Source organism: Flammeovirga aprica JL-4 (assembly GCF_012844305.1).
Classification (GTDB): Bacteria; Bacteroidota; Bacteroidia; order Cytophagales; family Flammeovirgaceae; genus Flammeovirga; species Flammeovirga aprica.
Genome location: NZ_JABANE010000146.1, coordinates 1 through 17,152 on the forward strand (window position 1 = coordinate 1; position 17,152 = coordinate 17,152).

A 17,152-nucleotide genomic window follows, 5' to 3' on the forward strand; every position below is an offset into this window, starting at 1 on the left:
GAAAGGAGAGAGTATACTTGAGGCTTTTATAACGCTTGCTTCGTTGAAAATTCCTATTGCTGAGTAGTTACTATTTTTTTAATGGTGTTTACATTACGTTTATCAAGTTGACATCCTTACGTTTTTCTTGCTTCAATTCCACCCAATAACTTCCCTTTTTTAGTATTTCAGACAAATAAAAGCTCTGTATAACTCTTTCGCCTTTAGCCGTTTGAATATTGGTATTATAAACAGAATATCCTTGTTTATCATATATACTAAACTGGATTTTAGAATTAGAACTATCAGTTTTCAGACTCAGCTTTATTGGATTATTTTGATTTTCGGCAGTGTAGAGCAAAACCTCTAAATAGGATTCCATAGATAAATTCAAGGTTGAAACCACCTCAGTAAACCCATCTTCCTCTACCTTAATTATTCTATAATATTTTGATGGAAAGTGATCCATAAAGCGGATTGCCACATTTGCATGCACACTATTTGCATTTTCTATTTCTGTTTTTTTGTACCATTCTTTATTGTTATCAGAACCTTGAATATAAAGTCTGCCTTCTTCCATTGAAAAAGTGTTTTCAAAAGTAAGCATCACTTCTTTTCCATTCACACTTCCTTTTAAATGCTGGTCAGGAGAAGTATTTTCAAAAGTATCTTGATCCGTTTGCTGTGCATATGCACCGGCAATAAACATTGAACAAACTAAAAGATAAAGTATTGGTTTCATGTTATTTAAATATAGTTTTTAGGTAAATTTTATCTTTCTATATCTAAAAAACCAATATTTTCTCTTAATAGTTTATAATTGAATTCTAACAAGAGGTAACATCATTATTCCTCTAGTTTTTTTATCATTTCTAATATACGTTTTGCTCTAATTTCCTCATCTTTAGTATTATATATCCAATTCATATAATACTTCTTTTTCTCCTCTGATAATTGATCAAAATGCTGTTGAACATCCTTAGACTCTAATGCCAAGCAAGCCTTAATTTCTTCAGGTAGAACAACGCTAGCTTCATCAAGGTAGAGCTTTATAAAAACTTCATCCCCTTCCTCTTTCTTTATCTTCTTTCTAATTTGAGTTTTTACGGGCAAAAACAGATTTCCATTACCCATGGGCATTAATTTATAATTTTCAAGAGCATAATCATCTATCAAACCATTTACTCTCACCCAGCCAAAAGGGTTGTTTTTATCCATTGGAATAGTAGGCAGTTCAGCATAAGTCCATCCACCTTTTCCTGGAAACTTTTCTAATGTGTACTTCCCTTCCGCTAATAGTTTCATTTATCTGTAGTTATAATTAAAGCCGTAAACTTTCAATTCTTCCTTTTCGATATCCAATTTTTCATCTCTTGTGAAACCAAGTCTTTCATACATTTCCCAAGCAAGTTTCATTGGTTTTGTGGAATGAATGATCAATCGATCTCTATTTAAGTTCTGTCCTTTTTGCAAACAGAATTCAACTAGTTTTTTACCAATTCCTTTGCCTTGATGTCTATGATCAACCGTTAATAATCTAAACCCACACGCATTTGATATCGATGTGGCTATTCCTTCGGATCCATAATCAACCATGTCTTTTACAAATACTACAGCGCCTGCAATTAACTCATTCTCTATTGCAACATAAATTGTAATATTTTCTTTAGTTGTGAGATCTCCAACATTCAAGAGCATTTCATAATAATCAGGCATCTCTTCCCTTTGAGGAAACCCTTCCAATGAAGAATAAACCTCTACCATCATTTCTCCTATTGCTGAATACTCACCTGGAAATGCTTCTCTAATCACTATATTATTCATTATTGATCTGTTAATCTTTTTGTTGGAAGTGAGAGTAATTCATCTTTCGTTTTAAATTCTTTCCCTTCAACATAAATACTCCCCCCTGTTTTTAATGCTAAATCAACATAATCTTTTAAAACAATGGGAAATCCTTTGTAGTTCAACTCAGCTTTATTGAGAATGATTTCGATAGGTTTATTGATTTTTGACACTAAAGAAAGATCCCGAATAACGGAATTATTGTCCGCTACAAGTATGAATGTATTTCCTTCTTTAAATTCTTTTTGAGCAGATAAAATTGCCTCAATATCATTTTCAGGAAGGTCTCCTCCATCTCCATTGTTTTTCACTTTTGTCATCAAGTTGAAAACTGGAATTACTCTGCTGTCTTTAATGGAATATATACCGCCAGTAGATCCGATACTTTTTTGTGACGTAACTTTTGTATCTCCATCATTAAAAAAGACGAAACCTATCACTTGATCTTGAGCTCTTTCCTTAATCAGCCAGGATAATAAATCGATAGTGTAAGGATACATACTCCCAGTCCAGTCGCTGATAATAACAGCTCGATTCCAATTGTCTCTGTTTTTTTCAAAAACTTCAGATGTAATATGAATTAACTCATCCTCTACCTTCAATTTTTTCTTGACAAGGTGTTCGAATTTTTTATCAATATTTTTCTTTCTGATGACTTCCTGCTCGGGTAATAGCGGTTTTCTTGGGCGTAAACTATAATAAGCAATGATACCATGAAACATTGCTTCAAAGTCTGCTTTGGATTCTCCCTTTGTTTGACGGATTATTCTCCATCGGATAATTGGGTCATCTATTGACCCCTCAAACCAATGTGTGAATTGTTCTATTCTATTGGTATTGAGTTCTGAGAAATCAAAATCTTTGGGATGATTGGTGTAAACCAATTGTACAGAGTCGATTTGTAGACGGTCAATTTCTTGTGCTTCTGGCAATTCATTGATTTCAAATTGACCATAGTTCATTGGGAGGGTAAAGAAATGTTTTGTAGAATCGAAATGCACTTGATCTACATCGCGGTATGATGCACGAAAATACAGTTGACGGGCAGACTGTGCCCACCCATCAACGGTAAAAAATAATATAAAAACTATTAGCCATTGGCTATTTCGTCTAATTCCATCCATCGCATCATCTTATCATCTGCTTCTTCCATCACAACGCCGAGTCTTTCAGAAATCTCTCTGATCTCATCAACATCAGTCACTGAACCATCTGATAATTTACTTTCTAAATTTTCCTTTTCCTCTTCAAGTACTTCAATTTCCTTTTCTAAGGCTTCGTATTCTTGTCTTTCTTTAAATGAAAGCTTCTTAGTGGTTGTTTTTGGACGTTCTTTCTTTTCTTGCTGTTGCTTTTTCTCTTTTTCTTCACGAGCAGCAATCTTTTTCAAACGCTCCTGTTCATCCATATAAGCTCTGTATTCAGAATACTTGCCATTAAAATCTTTGATCACTCCATTGCCCTCAAAAACAAATAAATGATCGACCAATTTATCCATAAAGTACCTGTCGTGTGTTACAACTATAACACATCCTTGGAACTCTTCCAAAAAGTCTTCCAAAACACTTAAAGTAGGGATATCCAAGTCATTGGTAGGCTCGTCAAGTATTAAAAAGTTAGGATTTCGTAATAAAATGGTGCACAAGTACAATCTTTTACGCTCTCCACCACTCAAAGTCGAAATATAAGAATGCTGTTTTTCAGGTGTGAAAAGGAATCGATTCAATAACTGAAGAGGTGTTAAAGTGGTACCGTCTGACATCGCATGATTTTCTGTGATATCACGAACTACATCAATTACTTTAATGTCCTCATCAAAAGAAAGTCCTTTCTGAGTATAGTAACCGTAAACAATCGTCTCACCTTTGGTAATTGTTCCTGAATCGATTGACTCACTTCCTGTCAACATATTTAAGAAAGTAGATTTACCTACCCCATTATTGCCGACAATCCCGACACGTTCTTTACGCTTGAAGATATAAGAGAAATCATCTACGATTTTCTTGTCACCAAATGCTTTATTGACACCTTCAAACTCTAAGATTTTCTTCCCTAAACGAGACATATTCACAGCAATTTCAGCTTTCTCTTCTGTCTTTCCGCTCTTTGCCGTTTTCTTCAAATCATGGAAAGCATCCATTCTGAATTTCTGCTTTGTCCCTCTCGCTTTTGGCATTCTTCTTACCCAATCGAGCTCTTTACGCATCAAGTTTTTTGCCTTATCTACTGTTGCAGCATGATTGGCTTCCCTCTCTGCTTTTTTCTCGATATAGTAAGAATAATTTCCTTTATGATTGTAGATTACACCGTCTTCTAATTCTAAGATTTCATTACAAATACGGTCTAAGAAATATCTATCGTGAGTCACTAAAAGAATAGACAATTTAGCTCTTGTCAGATACTCTTCCAGCCATTCGATCATATCTAAGTCAAGGTGGTTGGTAGGCTCATCCAAAATCAATAAACCAGGCTCTTCAATTAAGATTTTACTTAATGCCACCCTTTTTTGCTGACCACCCGAAAGTGATTTCATTGGAGCCGAAAGATCTTCAATTTTAAAAGCAGTAAGAATTTGCTTCACTCTCGCTTCCGCATCCCACGCTTTCAATTCCTCCATCTTTTGTGTAGCCTTATCCAATTGCTTTAAAGTAGCATCTGAATAATCTGCACCACTATCTGCTAACGCTTTTTCGTAATCACGAACAGCTGTAATAATTGGTGAATCACTTGAAAGCACATAATCCAAAACGGATTGTTCCGGTTCAAATTGAGGCTCCTGTTCAAGTAATCCAACGGTAATATCTTTATTGATAGCTATCGTCCCACTATCTAAGGATTCATTTCCAACAATGGCATTGAGCAAAGTGGATTTACCTCCACCATTTTTTGCTACTAACGCTACTTTTTGTCCTTTTTGAATCCCAAAGCTTATATTTTCATAAAGAGGTTTTTCTCCCCAATATTTAGTTGCACTATCAACTGATATTAAATTCATCTTTCTCTGCTAATTTTTTTCGCAAATTAGTAAAAAACACTCAATCTAACACTCGAATTATGTTTATGATTGTTTGTTGTTTTACAAAATCTCAAACTCAATCCTTCTATTCTCTTTTCTACCCAATTCGGTATTGTTATCAGCTATAGGTTTCTTTTCCCCATATCCTACCGCTTTCAATCGACTGGCATCAATCCCATTCTTTATAAGATAATTTGTCACAGCCTCTGCTCTTTTTTGAGAGAGGTCTAAATTATACTCTTGAGAACCTATGTTATCGGTGTGGCCTGAAATTTCCACATTCAAACTTGGATTTAACACCAAGAAATCTTTGACTTTATTTAATTCTACATTACTCTTTTTCTGTAAAACATACTCATTAGAATTAAAGAAAATATTGCTCAAAGTAATGTTTGTTCCTTGATCTACTCTTTGAAGGAAAACATCTAAAGTTACACCTTCAACACCTGCATTATGCATATCAAAAGTCAGACTTTGGAATAAATATCCTGGTTTTGAGATATACAAAGCATACTCTTCATTTTGATTGAGTACAATTAGGTATTTTCCTGTTTCTCCATCAGATAGTACTTTTGATTCTGTTTCTATTCTATCCAAAAGTTTTAATTCCAGCTGTGCTTTGATAGGCTTTTTCGTGATAGCATCATAAACAACTCCTTTCAAATAAGTACTTAATGATTGCGGTATTATTTCCTTCGGTAAATCAAAGGAGACAATTTTTGATGTCCTTTGATTTCCGTCTATATGTTCTTTAGAAAAATAACCTTTCGAACCGTCTGCAGAAACAACCAAAGACACTTGATCTGAATGATCATTTATCGGATAACCTAAATTTTGAGGCGTTGACCAACTTCCGGATGCTTTTTCAGATTTGAATAAATCCAGACCTCCAAAACCTAAATGACCTTCGGATGAGAAATAGAGTGTATGACCATTAGAATGTATATAAGGTGAAAGGTCGTCATCTGCAGTGTTGATCGTTTCTCCAAGGTTTTCTGCTAGAGTCCATTGATTATGCTCATTAAGATAAGAAACCCAAATATCCTTTTTACCTTGACCTCCTCTTCGGTCTGAAACGAAGTAAAGTGTTCTCCCATCAGCAGATAAAGAAGGCTGAGACTCCCAATCTCTTGAGTTAATATTAGGACCTAAGTTTTTGGGTTTTGACCATTTATCACCTACTTTTTGAGTGATAAACAAATCACAACTTCCATAACCTGCTCGATCCCTTGTCGATTCACAAGAAGTGAAAATCATGATCGTACCATCCGCTGAAATACTGCATGTTCCTTCATTAAATTGAGTATTCAATTCCTCAACCTCTTCAGGTGAAGACCACTCGGCATTAAAATAACTTGTTTTGAAAATATTCTCGTTGTCTCTCTCATCACGAGCTGTGAAATAAAGTTCTTTACCATCTGCAGTAATCGCAGGAAAATATTGCTGTGCTTTTACATTGACTTTTTCACCAATGCTTTCATAAGAATAAGGCAATACATTATCAATGTTTTCCAATGCGTAGTTTGACGAAGCCAGAATCTTGTTCGCTCTTCTTATTTCTCTGTACTTTTTTCTTCCCGGATTAAAGGCTAAAAACGAATTAGCAAAACCAATAGCTTTTTTATAATTCCCCAAAGACCATTCATATTCTGCAAGTGAAAGGTGGGCCAGCATAAACTTTGCGTCTTTACTACAACATTTCATCAGTTCTCTGTAAAGCTGCCTGGCCTTTTCATAATCCTTGTCTAATATATTAAGATAAGCCAACAGATAATAGCTATTACCATTGGTGCTATCTTCTGCAATTGATTTTTCTAAATAAGCTTTAGCTTCGCCAAAATTTCTTTCAGCGACTGCTTTTTCTCCTTTTTCAAAAAATTTCACTGATCTGGATGATTGTCCAAATACGAGTGACGAAAAAATCAGAATAAACGGTAAAAATACTAAACTTCGTTTCATTAAATCTAAGTAAATAACTTTTCTGCCATTTCAGCTACGGTCCCAACAGGAACTACTTTTATCTTGTACTTTTTAAGATCAAGACCTTTTATGTTGTATTTCGAAATATACATTTCCTTGAAACCCAACTTCTCCGCTTCCACAATCCTATTTTCAATTCTTGAAACGGCTCTCACTTCACCTCCTAAACCTACTTCGGCGGCCAAACAAGTTGTTGATTCAATAGAGATGTCTTCAAATGAGGAGATCAAAGAGGCCACCACTGCTAAATCAATTGCAGGATCTTCCACTCTAAGCCCTCCAGCTACATTGAGGAAAACATCTGAAAAATTTAATTTGTATCCGCTTCTTTTTTCCAGCACTGCCAAAAGCATATTTAATCTTTTAGAATCATACCCTGTAGGGCTCCTTTGCGGATTACCATAAACGGATGGTGTAACAAGTGATTGAATTTCGACTAACAATGGTCTATTACCTTCCATAACTGTACCAATTGCCACACCACTCAGACCGTCATCTCTTTGCGAAAGTAGAATTTCAGAAGGATTGCTGACTTCTCTTAATCCACTTGCTATCATTTCATAAATCCCTAATTCCGAAGTTGAGCCAAATCTATTTTTGATCGTTCTTAGAATTCTATAACTCATATGTCGATCACCTTCAAACTGCAATACAGTATCAACCATATGTTCAAGCACTTTTGGCCCTGCCAAACTTCCCTCTTTTGTGATATGACCAATCATCAGCACAGGCGTTCCTGTATCTTTTGCAAAACGGATCATCTCCGCAGCACATTCCTTTACTTGAGAAACACTTCCTGCCGCCGCTTCCAACAATGGAGAAACTAACGTTTGAATGGAGTCTATAACCATCACATCCGGTGTCATTTTCTCTACATGAGCAAAGATTTTTGAAGTATCCGTCTCAGTTAATACATAAGTTTCTTCGGAAGAAAAAGGCAGTCTTTCCGCTCTCTGTCTAATCTGCTGTCCGCTCTCTTCACCTGAAACATATAGTACCTGTTTATCTTTTAAAGAAAGAGCAATCTGAAGCATCAAGGTCGATTTGCCTATACCTGGCTCACCACCAATCATCACGGCAGAACCTTGTACTATACCTCCACCTAATACTCTATTCAGCTCCTCATCTTGAGTGACAATACGACCTTCTTTTTCGTATTTCACCTCATTTATTTTTATGGGTTTTGATGTTTCTTGCTTAGAATTTACATACCCTCCACTTCTATCATCACCGGAAGTCATTTTCCAACTTCCCTTCTTTGGCGTTTCGTCCTGAATTACTTCCTCTACAAATGAATTCCATTCATTACACGACGGGCATTTCCCTTGCCATTTTGGTGATTCAAAACCACAATGCTGACAGAAATAAGCCGTCTTTACTTTCTTTGCCATTGCTCTACTTAATTTTTTACTTTAATCTCTCCGAAGTTAATTATTAAAAAAGGAAATATTAGAATTATTCTATTCCCAATATTCTTTTTTTCAAAAAAAGAGAGCACTTTTGCGTTTATATTCATAAATAAGGTAACTTCGATAAAGTTGACTTTTTGAATTCCATTTTTTTGAAATAATCTTACAGACGAATGCTTGAATTGGTTACCTATTCAGAAAATAGCCCATTACTTTTTACACAAGTCATTTTTTGGGTACTTTTTGGAACGATCATCATCACTTATCAGTTTATCTATAAAAATATAACTGCCAGGAATTTCTTATTGCTGTGTGCTAGTTTGTATTTTTATTATATGTCAAGTGGCTTCTACTTTGTCTTATTAATATTTTCAACAATAGTGGATTACTATATTGGAGAGGCAATTTTCAATTCAACAAACCCATCCAAAAGAAAAAAATTAGTCTTCTTGAGTGCACTGATTAACCTCAGTTTGCTAGCCTATTTTAAATATACTTTCTTCTTTACAGAAGGCGTTAATGAATTATTTCACCTCGATTTAGAACAAGAAAATTACCTGGCTGTTTTCCTTAATTCTGTTTTTGGAACGGCTATGGACACTACCAATATCTTCCTTCCAATTGGAATTTCTTTCTATACTTTTCAAACCATCAGTTATTCTGTTGATATCTATAGAGGCGATATAAAGCCAGTGGATTCCATTTGGGACTTTGCTCTTTTTGTAAGTTTCTTCCCCCAGCTTGTTGCTGGCCCCATTGTTAGAGCCTCAGAATTTATTCCTCAGATTTATACACCTTATAAAGTTAGGGAAAGTGAATTCGGTCATGCTCTTTTTTTAATTGCTGGAGGTTTGATAAAGAAAATTCTAATTTCTGATTATATCTCTATCAATTTTGTAGATAGGATTTTCGAATCCCCTTGGTCTTACTCAGGGTTTGAAAATTTAATGGCGGCCTATGGTTACGCTATTCAAATTTACTGTGACTTCAGTGGTTATACAGATATTGCAATTGGTGTTGCCGTACTATTAGGCTTTAGACTTCCATTAAACTTTAACTCTCCTTATAAAGCAACAGATATCACTGACTTTTGGAGAAGGTGGCACATTTCCCTTTCTTCTTTTTTAAGAGATTACCTTTACATTCCCTTGGGTGGTAATAGAAAAGGAAAAATCAGAACTTACATCAACCTGATCATTACAATGGTGTTAGGTGGTTTATGGCATGGCGCTCACTTTCGTTTTATCTATTGGGGAATCTTGCATGGAGTGGGCTTGGCGGTGCACAAACTATGGAAAGAAACAACAAAGAACAAGATTCCAAATACTCCAATCACAACAGCTATAAGTGGTTTTGTGACCTTTCATTTTGTGTGTTATGCGTGGATATATTTTAGAGCTGAAGATATGCAACATGCCGAAAGTATGATCAATCAGATCTTGACCAATATTGATCTTTCAATAGCTTGGGAAGTTATTGTAGCCTACAAGCAAGTATTTGGAGTGATGGTATTAGGTTTCTTTTTACATTGGATGCCTCAAAAGTGGAAAGATAAAATTGCTATTGAATTTATTGCGATGCCTGATTTTGCAAAAGCATCATTTCTATTCTTTATTGGGTTTATTCTTTTCCAAAGTAGATCTTCAGAAATCCAGCCTTTTATTTACTTCCAATTTTAAGATAAACATTACTTTTCTACAGTAAATTCATTCTTTTCGATTTGATATAGATGAATAATATGAGGGTTATAGCTATCAAGGAAAAAATCACTTTAGAAATGTAATCAGCTTCAACCATTTCAATTGAGAATAACAATGCTAATAAAATTCCTAAAAGCGTAATTACAATTTCTACTTTATTAAAAATGGACAAAGTAGATTTAGAAATAAAAAAACTAATAAAACCGTAAACTAAATAACTTACAAAAGTTGTAATGGCAGCACCCATAATACCGAAAATGGGTAAAAGGACCAAGTTGCAGGTCACATTCAAAACAGTAATTCCAATAGATAATTTAGAGAGAAAGGCCGTTTTTTCTTTGTATTCTAAAATAGAAGTACTCAATAGAAAATAGGGCCTGTAATTCATTGAAATAATAATAACAATAGCTATGGGATAGACATCATTCAGATTATCATTTCTCACTAAAAGTAAAAAAAGTTCTTTAGTCCAGATACTTACACATACAGTACTTAAAATATAAATCACAGTCAGGTATCTGATAATATTTTGTGCTTCTTTTATTTTATCCTTTTTAAATAAATCAATAATCACTGGAACTACTGCTTGCCCTACTCCACGGCTCAATTGAAAGACTCTATCACCTATTGAATAAGATAAATTATACCTTCCTATTGCCTTCACAGGAATATTAGACAGTTCCATTAGTACACGGTCAGAATAATCTAAAATATAATTAGACAAGTGATGAGGTATTGTAGAAACGCCCAACTTGATCATTGGTTTTATTTTTGAGAACGGACGAAAAATTGGGTATAATTTAATCTTGAAGAATAGATGAACATAAGTAAGCCCCATTAAAATACTGCCGATTGCATTGGCATAAAACCATCCCATATAACCCATTCTAAAAAAGACAATAAAACCGTAATTCATAATTGCCACACTCGCTCCTATTATCAACGTTCTGTAAAATAACGGTTTAGCTTCTAGTCGTAATTGATAATAAGTAGAACCTATAAAAGTAAATGTAGCATTGAACAACACGGGCAATGCCGCCAAAACGATAATTATAGATCTGTCAGCTAAAGCATCATAAGGTATCACCCAATAAAGAACAATACTTTGAAGCAAAATAAACGGTACATTCCAAAGGGGTAAAACTCCCAATACTTTTCTCCAAATCCATATATATTTTTGAGGGTAATGATAAAAGGCATTTATAACTACTATTGTTAGCCCTAAAAACTGAAGCATCCCCAGCCCTGCCATATACGCATTGACCACACCGTAAAGACCGTAATCAAAAGCGGTTAAGTGAGGCGTTATCAATGGAAGAAGCAACATATTGACAAAACCAATAAGCTGTGGTGCAACCCCGTAGATAAAAGAATTAGATAGTACTTTTTGAAGCATAGTTTAAAGTTGATACTCCAGCAAATTAAATAGGAATAATAATTGTATTCAACGTTTATTACAAATTATATGGATTTCTGATGACAGTATTATATAAAAATTCAAAGTGCTGTATTATACTTTTCCCATTTATTCATATTTTTGTTTTTTAATTATTTAAAGAGAATGAATAAATCTACTTATATTACAAAAGAAGGAATGGAATCTCTGCAAAACGAAGTGCAGGAGATTTGGGAAGAAAGAAAAGTGGTAACCCAAGCTGTAAGTGACGCCGCCGCTATGGGCGACCGTTCTGAAAACGCTGAGTATATTTATGGTAAGAAAAAACTCCGCGAGATAGATGGACGTTTAACTTACTTAAGAAGAAGAATCAATACATTGAAGGTTTTTGATCAGAAAGTTGACGACACAAGAGCGATGTTCAGTGCCTATGTTACTTTCAAGGATCAGACAAACCGTGAGATGACATTAAGATTGGTTGGCCCTGATGAGGCTGATATCAAAAAACAAAGTATCAGTATTGCTTCCCCAATCGGTAAATCACTATTGAATCAATCTGTGGGTGATGCTATTGAAGTGATTACTCCAGCAGGAAAAAAGGTATTTACTATTCTGAAGGTTAAATATTAATCGTATATAAGTACAATGATGAACTTTATGACTAAAAGATTTTTTTTAAGTACATTGATTACACTGTTAATCTCTCACTTAACATTTGCCCAGGATCTTTACGTTTTACATGTTAGTGGTAACATACTCAATACTGCCAATAATGCAAACCTTAAAGTTGGCGACATGATCAGTCAAGATGCCTCTCTTTCATTTGGCACCAACAATGCAAAAGCGATCGTAATTGGTAAAAGCACTGGCAAAATGCTGTTAGACGGAAGTAAAAGTAAAAAATCTCCTTCTGGAGAATTTATGAGCTTGGTCTCTGAGGTGCTATTCCCTATCCAGTCTAACAAGCAAATGAGTACTCGTAGTGTACTTTTTGAATCTGTGGCTGACATCACTGATTATTTTAATGGAGATGCTTATGTCTTTATCACAGATTCCATTGTATTAGATATCAATCAGGAAAAATATCCTTTAAATGATGAAAATCAAATGGCCTTAAGGTTTACTTCTGGAGAAGAGATTTTCAACAGATGGATCCCTAACTATGACGGCAATAAGTTGTTACTCGAAAAAGATCGTTTATTCGAGGGAGCAAGTTTAGATGAAATTGAAACAGTAGACGTTTACTATGTAGTAAAAGCTACTCGCAAAATAGATCATATTGGAAGCTTCAACCCGATTTTCGTGAATCAAGAACAATTGAAAGAAGAATTGATTTCTTTAAAATCTTTCTTGAGCACTAATCAGACTTCAAAAACAGAAGAAATCCAAGCTGAACTTTATCAATATGTATTAGATATTTATGGTCAGACTGACTTTGAAATGTTTAATGCATGGATTAAAACAGAAGGAATTATTTAATCAAAAATATTTTAAGTACTAAGCCAAAATGAATTACCAATTATTTTTGACGTAGCACTTTTCCAAAAAAAGCAAGGCATTATTATTGTCTTGCTTTTTTTATGATTTCAGATTTTTAATTGTACAACATGACTTCCGAAAAAAAAGACAACCGGTTAATTTTTAGAATGCAACGGAATAAGTCTCTGATGTGGGGATTATCTTCCATAAATGCAGTCATAATGATGGTGGGACTATTATTCTACATGACCATCGTATATGTAATGCCTGATGAAATTCTATTGATAGAATTAATGTCTGCCACAAAAAATGCCTTATTCAAAGCCGAAGAAAAACCACCAAAGGACCGTTTCTTGTTTGTGAACTGTTCTTGGGAAAAAGACCTTACGGCCAAAGTGGACACCAATAACTTTGTGATTGGAAACGTTGACATTACCAATAGAAAATCCATCACAAAATTCCTTTCCCTGCTGAATCAAAAGCCAGACAATCATGAATTCTTATTAGTCGATATCCGTTTTTATGACAAATCGGAAGATGATAGCCTGATGGAGGCCGAATTCCAAAAGGCAAAAAATACGATTGTCTCCTACCATAAAGGAGCTAACAATGCTCCAAAATATCCTGTAGTTGATGTTCCTTTAGGACTTTCTGATTTACAGGTACAAGAACTGAATCATGAAGAAACCATTACATTGAAATACCACTTGATGCAGGGAGACTCCTTAAAAACTACTCCTTTGCTTATTGCAGAGCAGATTTATGGAGACACCTTAGAAAGAGGTTATTTCTTCAGTAAGTTTAGAGGAAATTATATGCTCAACGGGTATATTTTGGACTACCCTATCCGTCCTTATGACTTGTTCGTAGCTAATAATTATACTTACATTCAGATGCATGAATTATTAAGCATGCCTCCTTTCTTAGTAGAAGATTTCACAAAAGATAGAATAATAGTATTAGGAGATTTTGAAGACCGAGATATTCACAAGACTATTTATGGATTTATGCCAGGTCCGCTGATTCTTACAAATGCCTTTATCACTTTGGAAAAAGGATATAATAAAATTACAATCGGCTTCTTCATTTTCATATTTATCTGTTTTACTTTTATCTCTCACAAAGCATTAACGTTCAGAGATCCGATCACTGTTTTCATGCAGAAATTCTTTGATTCTGATCATTTCCTTGTAGAGCTGTTACAAGATTCACTCTTCTACCTCCTCTATTTTGCAGTAATGTCAGTGATTTCATATACGTTATTCAATATTCACCTTACCATTCTCGTACTTTCATTCTACATGTATGCCTTAGAACAAGGACTGCTATTCTATAAAGAATGGATTGAAGAAAAAGATGCAGAGGCTGAAAAAGAGGTTGATAGTGAAGAACTTCAAGAGGATTAGTGATTATAGTAATATAGATCATTCAATTTTATTAAAATAGTATTGTATTTTGGAGCATGTTTTGAGGAAGTACTCAAAGCATGCTCTTTTTAATGGGCTAAATCAAATAAACTCGATACTTAATAATATGCATACTGAATTCAAAAAAGTAGCAATGATTGCTCACGACGGTAAGAAAGCAGAAATGGTGGGCTTTTTCAAAGATCACATGGATGTACTTGAAAACATGAAAATTGTGGCAACAGGTACAACAGGTAGTCATTTAGTTAAAGCAGGCTTAGAAGTAGATTGTAAACTTTCTGGACCAAAAGGCGGTGATGCTCAAATTGCAGCATTAGTAGCTGAAGGTGATGTTGATGCAGTATTCTTCTTCAGAGATCCACTAGGAAAACACCCACACGAACCAGATGTGCAAATGTTGATGAGAGTTTGTGACTTGTATGATGTGCCATTAGCAACAAACCCTGCTTCTGGAAAATTATTGATGGAAGGTATTAGAAAATTTTCAAAGTAGTTTTTAAAAACACTTTACAAAAGAAAGTCACCATAAAATTAATTATGGTGACTTTTTGCATTATAAATAAGTTGAATCTTTAAAAATGAAATCTCTTCGATTTATTATTCAACATACATTAGACTTGTATTACGGTTTCCAGAGTCATCCGTATACCAATTTTTCTTATTCACACCTGCACTTTCAACAAAGTTTCTAAAATTGACATAAGCATTAGTGATATCAATACTTTCTTTTGGCGGATGGAATTTATGAGCAATATGTAATCCCCAAGGATGCCCTTCAGTTGTTTTATAATTACCGCTATCCTCACCGGCCGTTCTTAATGATTGATCATATTTCTCTGTAGGTGTGCCATTTGCTAAATGTAATTCATTTGATCTTACCTGATTAATAAAGATAAATGGATTGAAATCCTCAACAGGGAATGAACTCATTTCCACTGGAGTAACAAACGTAGTTTCAATCACAAATTCATCACTCTTTTTAATATTTCCATTTCCTTTCACTAACCCAAAATGATTATCAAAAACAATCATAACTGGAGCTGAAGGATCTATCCCCGTTTCCAATCCTTTTGTATCTAAAGAAACTACACCTGTCAGTATTTTGGCTCCAGTTACACTTGCAATTGAATCTGCGTGAATCGGCAATTGATAAGCAAAACCACATGGCAAGTCAGATCGTACAGATTTCACAACAAAAGTAGAATACACTTTCACTACTTTATTCTGTCCATTGGCCACAAAATTATGTCTGTACTGCACCATGATATCATTAAAGTCATAATCACCTTTTTGCGGGTATAAATCTTCAAAAGCGAAAGTACCAAATCCATTTTCACCAGGAGTGTAGTTATCGAAAGCTTTGTTAGGATCATCAGGATAATTATCAAATCCATCTACTACCCCATCATTATCTGAATCTTCACCTTCAAAGTCACTTTCTCTACATCTAAATGAAGTAAGATCATTCATTTTTCTACCCATTGTAGCTACTTCAATGTATGAACCGTCTTTCACATCCATGTAAATCAATTTACTGTCACTATGATTTGTTGATGCATAGATATAATCGAAACGATCAATAGTAACACCAGTGAGATAGTGAGGGAAATTATCAGCACTAATTCTAGTAGCATCCAAGTTTGTACTATCCTCATTCACAGCTAAACGGAATAAGCCTCCAGAACATGCCTGATAAATCGTACCATCAGAAGCAAAGGTTAAATCCCCTCCTCCATTTTGATTATTCGCTATTCCTGTTCCGGTTAATGTTTTCACAACACTTCCGTCACTTGGATCAATCATAGCGTAATTGTTACTGTTACCAATATAAAGTAAACCATCCCATTTATTAAAAGCCATTCTTGGATAACCATTATCCAGTCCACCTATTCCGGTTGTCAACTTTTTAATTTGAGTTGTTGTCTGTGTTTCTTTATTATATGAAAACAAAGTACCCTTTACATCATAATAAAAAATATTATTGTCTTGATCATAAGCCATAGCATATCCGCCTGTATTGATAGTACCATAATCAGTTTGATCATACCCATCTTTTTCTATGGCAATACTAAAAAATGCTCCTTGATGATTCATGGCGTAAACATAATCCTCACAACTAGCTAATGCTCTTCTACCAGAAGATGTCATTTCTTGAGCAAGTTTATCAAAATCAACTTCTAACTCATTACTTGTCACGGAGGCTAATTTATACCATTCTTTTCCCATTAATCGCTTTACGATATAAAGACGTTCCACATAAGAAGGCAAAGTAACTCTATAATTCGAAAGACCTTGATCATTCGAAATAGAATTACCTAGTTTAGTATAGTTGCCTTGGTCATCAATCATATAGATAGAATACAAAGCTTTTCCAGTGAATGCTGAAGAGGTGATTTTAATATTAAAAGACTGTGTTACATCGTAGTTAAAATCAGTAGGTACATCTATATCGTCGACACTGCTGTTTCCTTGTGTGGTTGGGTCATTACCTGAAGGATCATTGATGATTTCATCATCGGTTTTGGTACATGAAGCTATTACTCCTATCAAAGTCAGTATCAACCCCATTTTTTTTAAAAACTGAAAAGACATTTATTTCAATAATTAGGTTACAAACGCATTTAAATAACATACAAATAGTGCTATTCATTCCAATTATGTAACATTCATCGGGTTATACCAAAATAATATAATCTAAACAGCTATTTTCATAAAATATACATACGCATATCTACAAATAATTCAATTCAAATATTTAAAGTAGTGACATTTTGCTTATCTCAAGAGCAAAAAAATATCAAACATATCCAATACATCACATCACCCTGAAGAAGCCTCAAAAAAATTACAATCAAGTAGGGTAAATATGGAATAAGTCTACGTCTATCCCATATTTATCCCTCTCACAGAACCGTGCGTAC

Annotated in this window: 14 protein-coding genes; 5 read left to right on the plus strand and 9 right to left on the minus strand. The window is 34.5% G+C overall.

All coding sequences use genetic code 11. The features are described from left to right. Window positions 1–88: 88 nt before the first annotated feature. The 7 genes from HHU12_RS30080 to radA all read right to left on the minus strand — a co-directional run bounded on the left by HHU12_RS30080 (window position 89) and on the right by radA (window position 8,211). The gene (locus HHU12_RS30080; protein ID WP_169660442.1) at window positions 89–721 is read right to left on the minus strand and encodes a hypothetical protein; all 633 of its coding nucleotides are present in this window, start codon (window positions 719–721) and stop codon (window positions 89–91) included. A gap of 104 nt (window positions 722–825) precedes the next feature. After that, a complete protein-coding gene (locus tag HHU12_RS30085) occupies window positions 826–1,284 on the minus strand; it encodes a YdeI/OmpD-associated family protein (RefSeq protein ID WP_169660443.1) in 459 nt (152 codons plus the stop codon). Then, window positions 1,285–1,803, minus strand: a complete 519-nt coding sequence (locus tag HHU12_RS30090; protein WP_169660444.1) for a GNAT family N-acetyltransferase — start codon at window positions 1,801–1,803, stop codon at window positions 1,285–1,287. Then, window positions 1,803–2,948: a hypothetical protein gene (locus HHU12_RS30095; protein WP_169660445.1), complete on the minus strand. Its 1,146-nt coding sequence runs from the start codon at window positions 2,946–2,948 to the stop codon at window positions 1,803–1,805. Before HHU12_RS30095 ends, HHU12_RS30090 begins: the two co-directional genes overlap by 1 nt. After that, window positions 2,915–4,819: an ABC-F family ATP-binding cassette domain-containing protein gene (locus HHU12_RS30100; protein WP_169660446.1), complete on the minus strand. Its 1,905-nt coding sequence runs from the start codon at window positions 4,817–4,819 to the stop codon at window positions 2,915–2,917. The genes HHU12_RS30095 and HHU12_RS30100 overlap by 34 nt, the downstream gene beginning before the upstream one ends. 81 nt (window positions 4,820–4,900) lie before the next feature. Then, window positions 4,901–6,799 carry an OmpA family protein gene (locus HHU12_RS30105; RefSeq protein WP_169660447.1) on the minus strand — a complete coding sequence of 633 codons (1,899 nt, stop codon included), beginning with the start codon at window positions 6,797–6,799 and terminating at the stop codon, window positions 4,901–4,903. 5 nt (window positions 6,800–6,804) lie between these two features. Continuing rightward, window positions 6,805–8,211 (minus strand): DNA repair protein RadA, encoded by a 1,407-nt coding sequence (gene radA, locus HHU12_RS30110; protein ID WP_169660448.1) that lies wholly within the window; start codon window positions 8,209–8,211, stop codon window positions 6,805–6,807. A 191-nt stretch (window positions 8,212–8,402) separates the two neighbouring features. Here radA and HHU12_RS30115 point away from each other — a divergent pair, with 191 nt between their 5' ends. After that, on the plus strand, window positions 8,403–9,908 hold the full coding sequence (locus tag HHU12_RS30115; RefSeq protein WP_169660449.1) for an MBOAT family O-acyltransferase: 1,506 nt from the start codon (window positions 8,403–8,405) through the stop codon (window positions 9,906–9,908). Window positions 9,909–9,924: 16 nt separating this feature from the next. Here the strand turns inward: HHU12_RS30115 and HHU12_RS30120 are convergent, their stop codons facing one another. Then, entirely contained in the window at window positions 9,925–11,325 is a 1,401-nt protein-coding gene (locus HHU12_RS30120; RefSeq protein WP_169660450.1) for a lipopolysaccharide biosynthesis protein, read from the minus strand. 165 nt (window positions 11,326–11,490) lie between these two features. Between HHU12_RS30120 and HHU12_RS30125 the strand changes: the two genes are divergently transcribed. The 4 genes from HHU12_RS30125 to HHU12_RS30140 all read left to right on the plus strand — a co-directional run bounded on the left by HHU12_RS30125 (window position 11,491) and on the right by HHU12_RS30140 (window position 14,724). Then, window positions 11,491–11,955 carry a GreA/GreB family elongation factor gene (locus HHU12_RS30125; RefSeq protein ID WP_169660451.1) on the plus strand — a complete coding sequence of 155 codons (465 nt, stop codon included), beginning with the start codon at window positions 11,491–11,493 and terminating at the stop codon, window positions 11,953–11,955. A 27-nt stretch (window positions 11,956–11,982) separates the two neighbouring features. After that, window positions 11,983–12,804, plus strand: a complete 822-nt coding sequence (locus tag HHU12_RS30130; RefSeq protein ID WP_169660452.1) for a hypothetical protein — start codon at window positions 11,983–11,985, stop codon at window positions 12,802–12,804. Between the two features lie 128 nt (window positions 12,805–12,932). Beyond that, the gene (locus HHU12_RS30135) at window positions 12,933–14,210 is read left to right on the plus strand and encodes a hypothetical protein (RefSeq protein WP_169660453.1); all 1,278 of its coding nucleotides are present in this window, start codon (window positions 12,933–12,935) and stop codon (window positions 14,208–14,210) included. 127 nt (window positions 14,211–14,337) lie between these two features. Then, window positions 14,338–14,724, plus strand: coding sequence for a methylglyoxal synthase (locus tag HHU12_RS30140; protein ID WP_169660454.1), 387 nt, complete (start codon window positions 14,338–14,340; stop codon window positions 14,722–14,724). A 104-nt stretch (window positions 14,725–14,828) separates the two neighbouring features. Here the strand turns inward: HHU12_RS30140 and HHU12_RS30145 are convergent, their stop codons facing one another. Further along, the gene (locus HHU12_RS30145; RefSeq protein ID WP_169660455.1) at window positions 14,829–16,799 is read right to left on the minus strand and encodes an LruC domain-containing protein; all 1,971 of its coding nucleotides are present in this window, start codon (window positions 16,797–16,799) and stop codon (window positions 14,829–14,831) included. Between the last annotated feature and the right edge of the window lie 353 nt (window positions 16,800–17,152).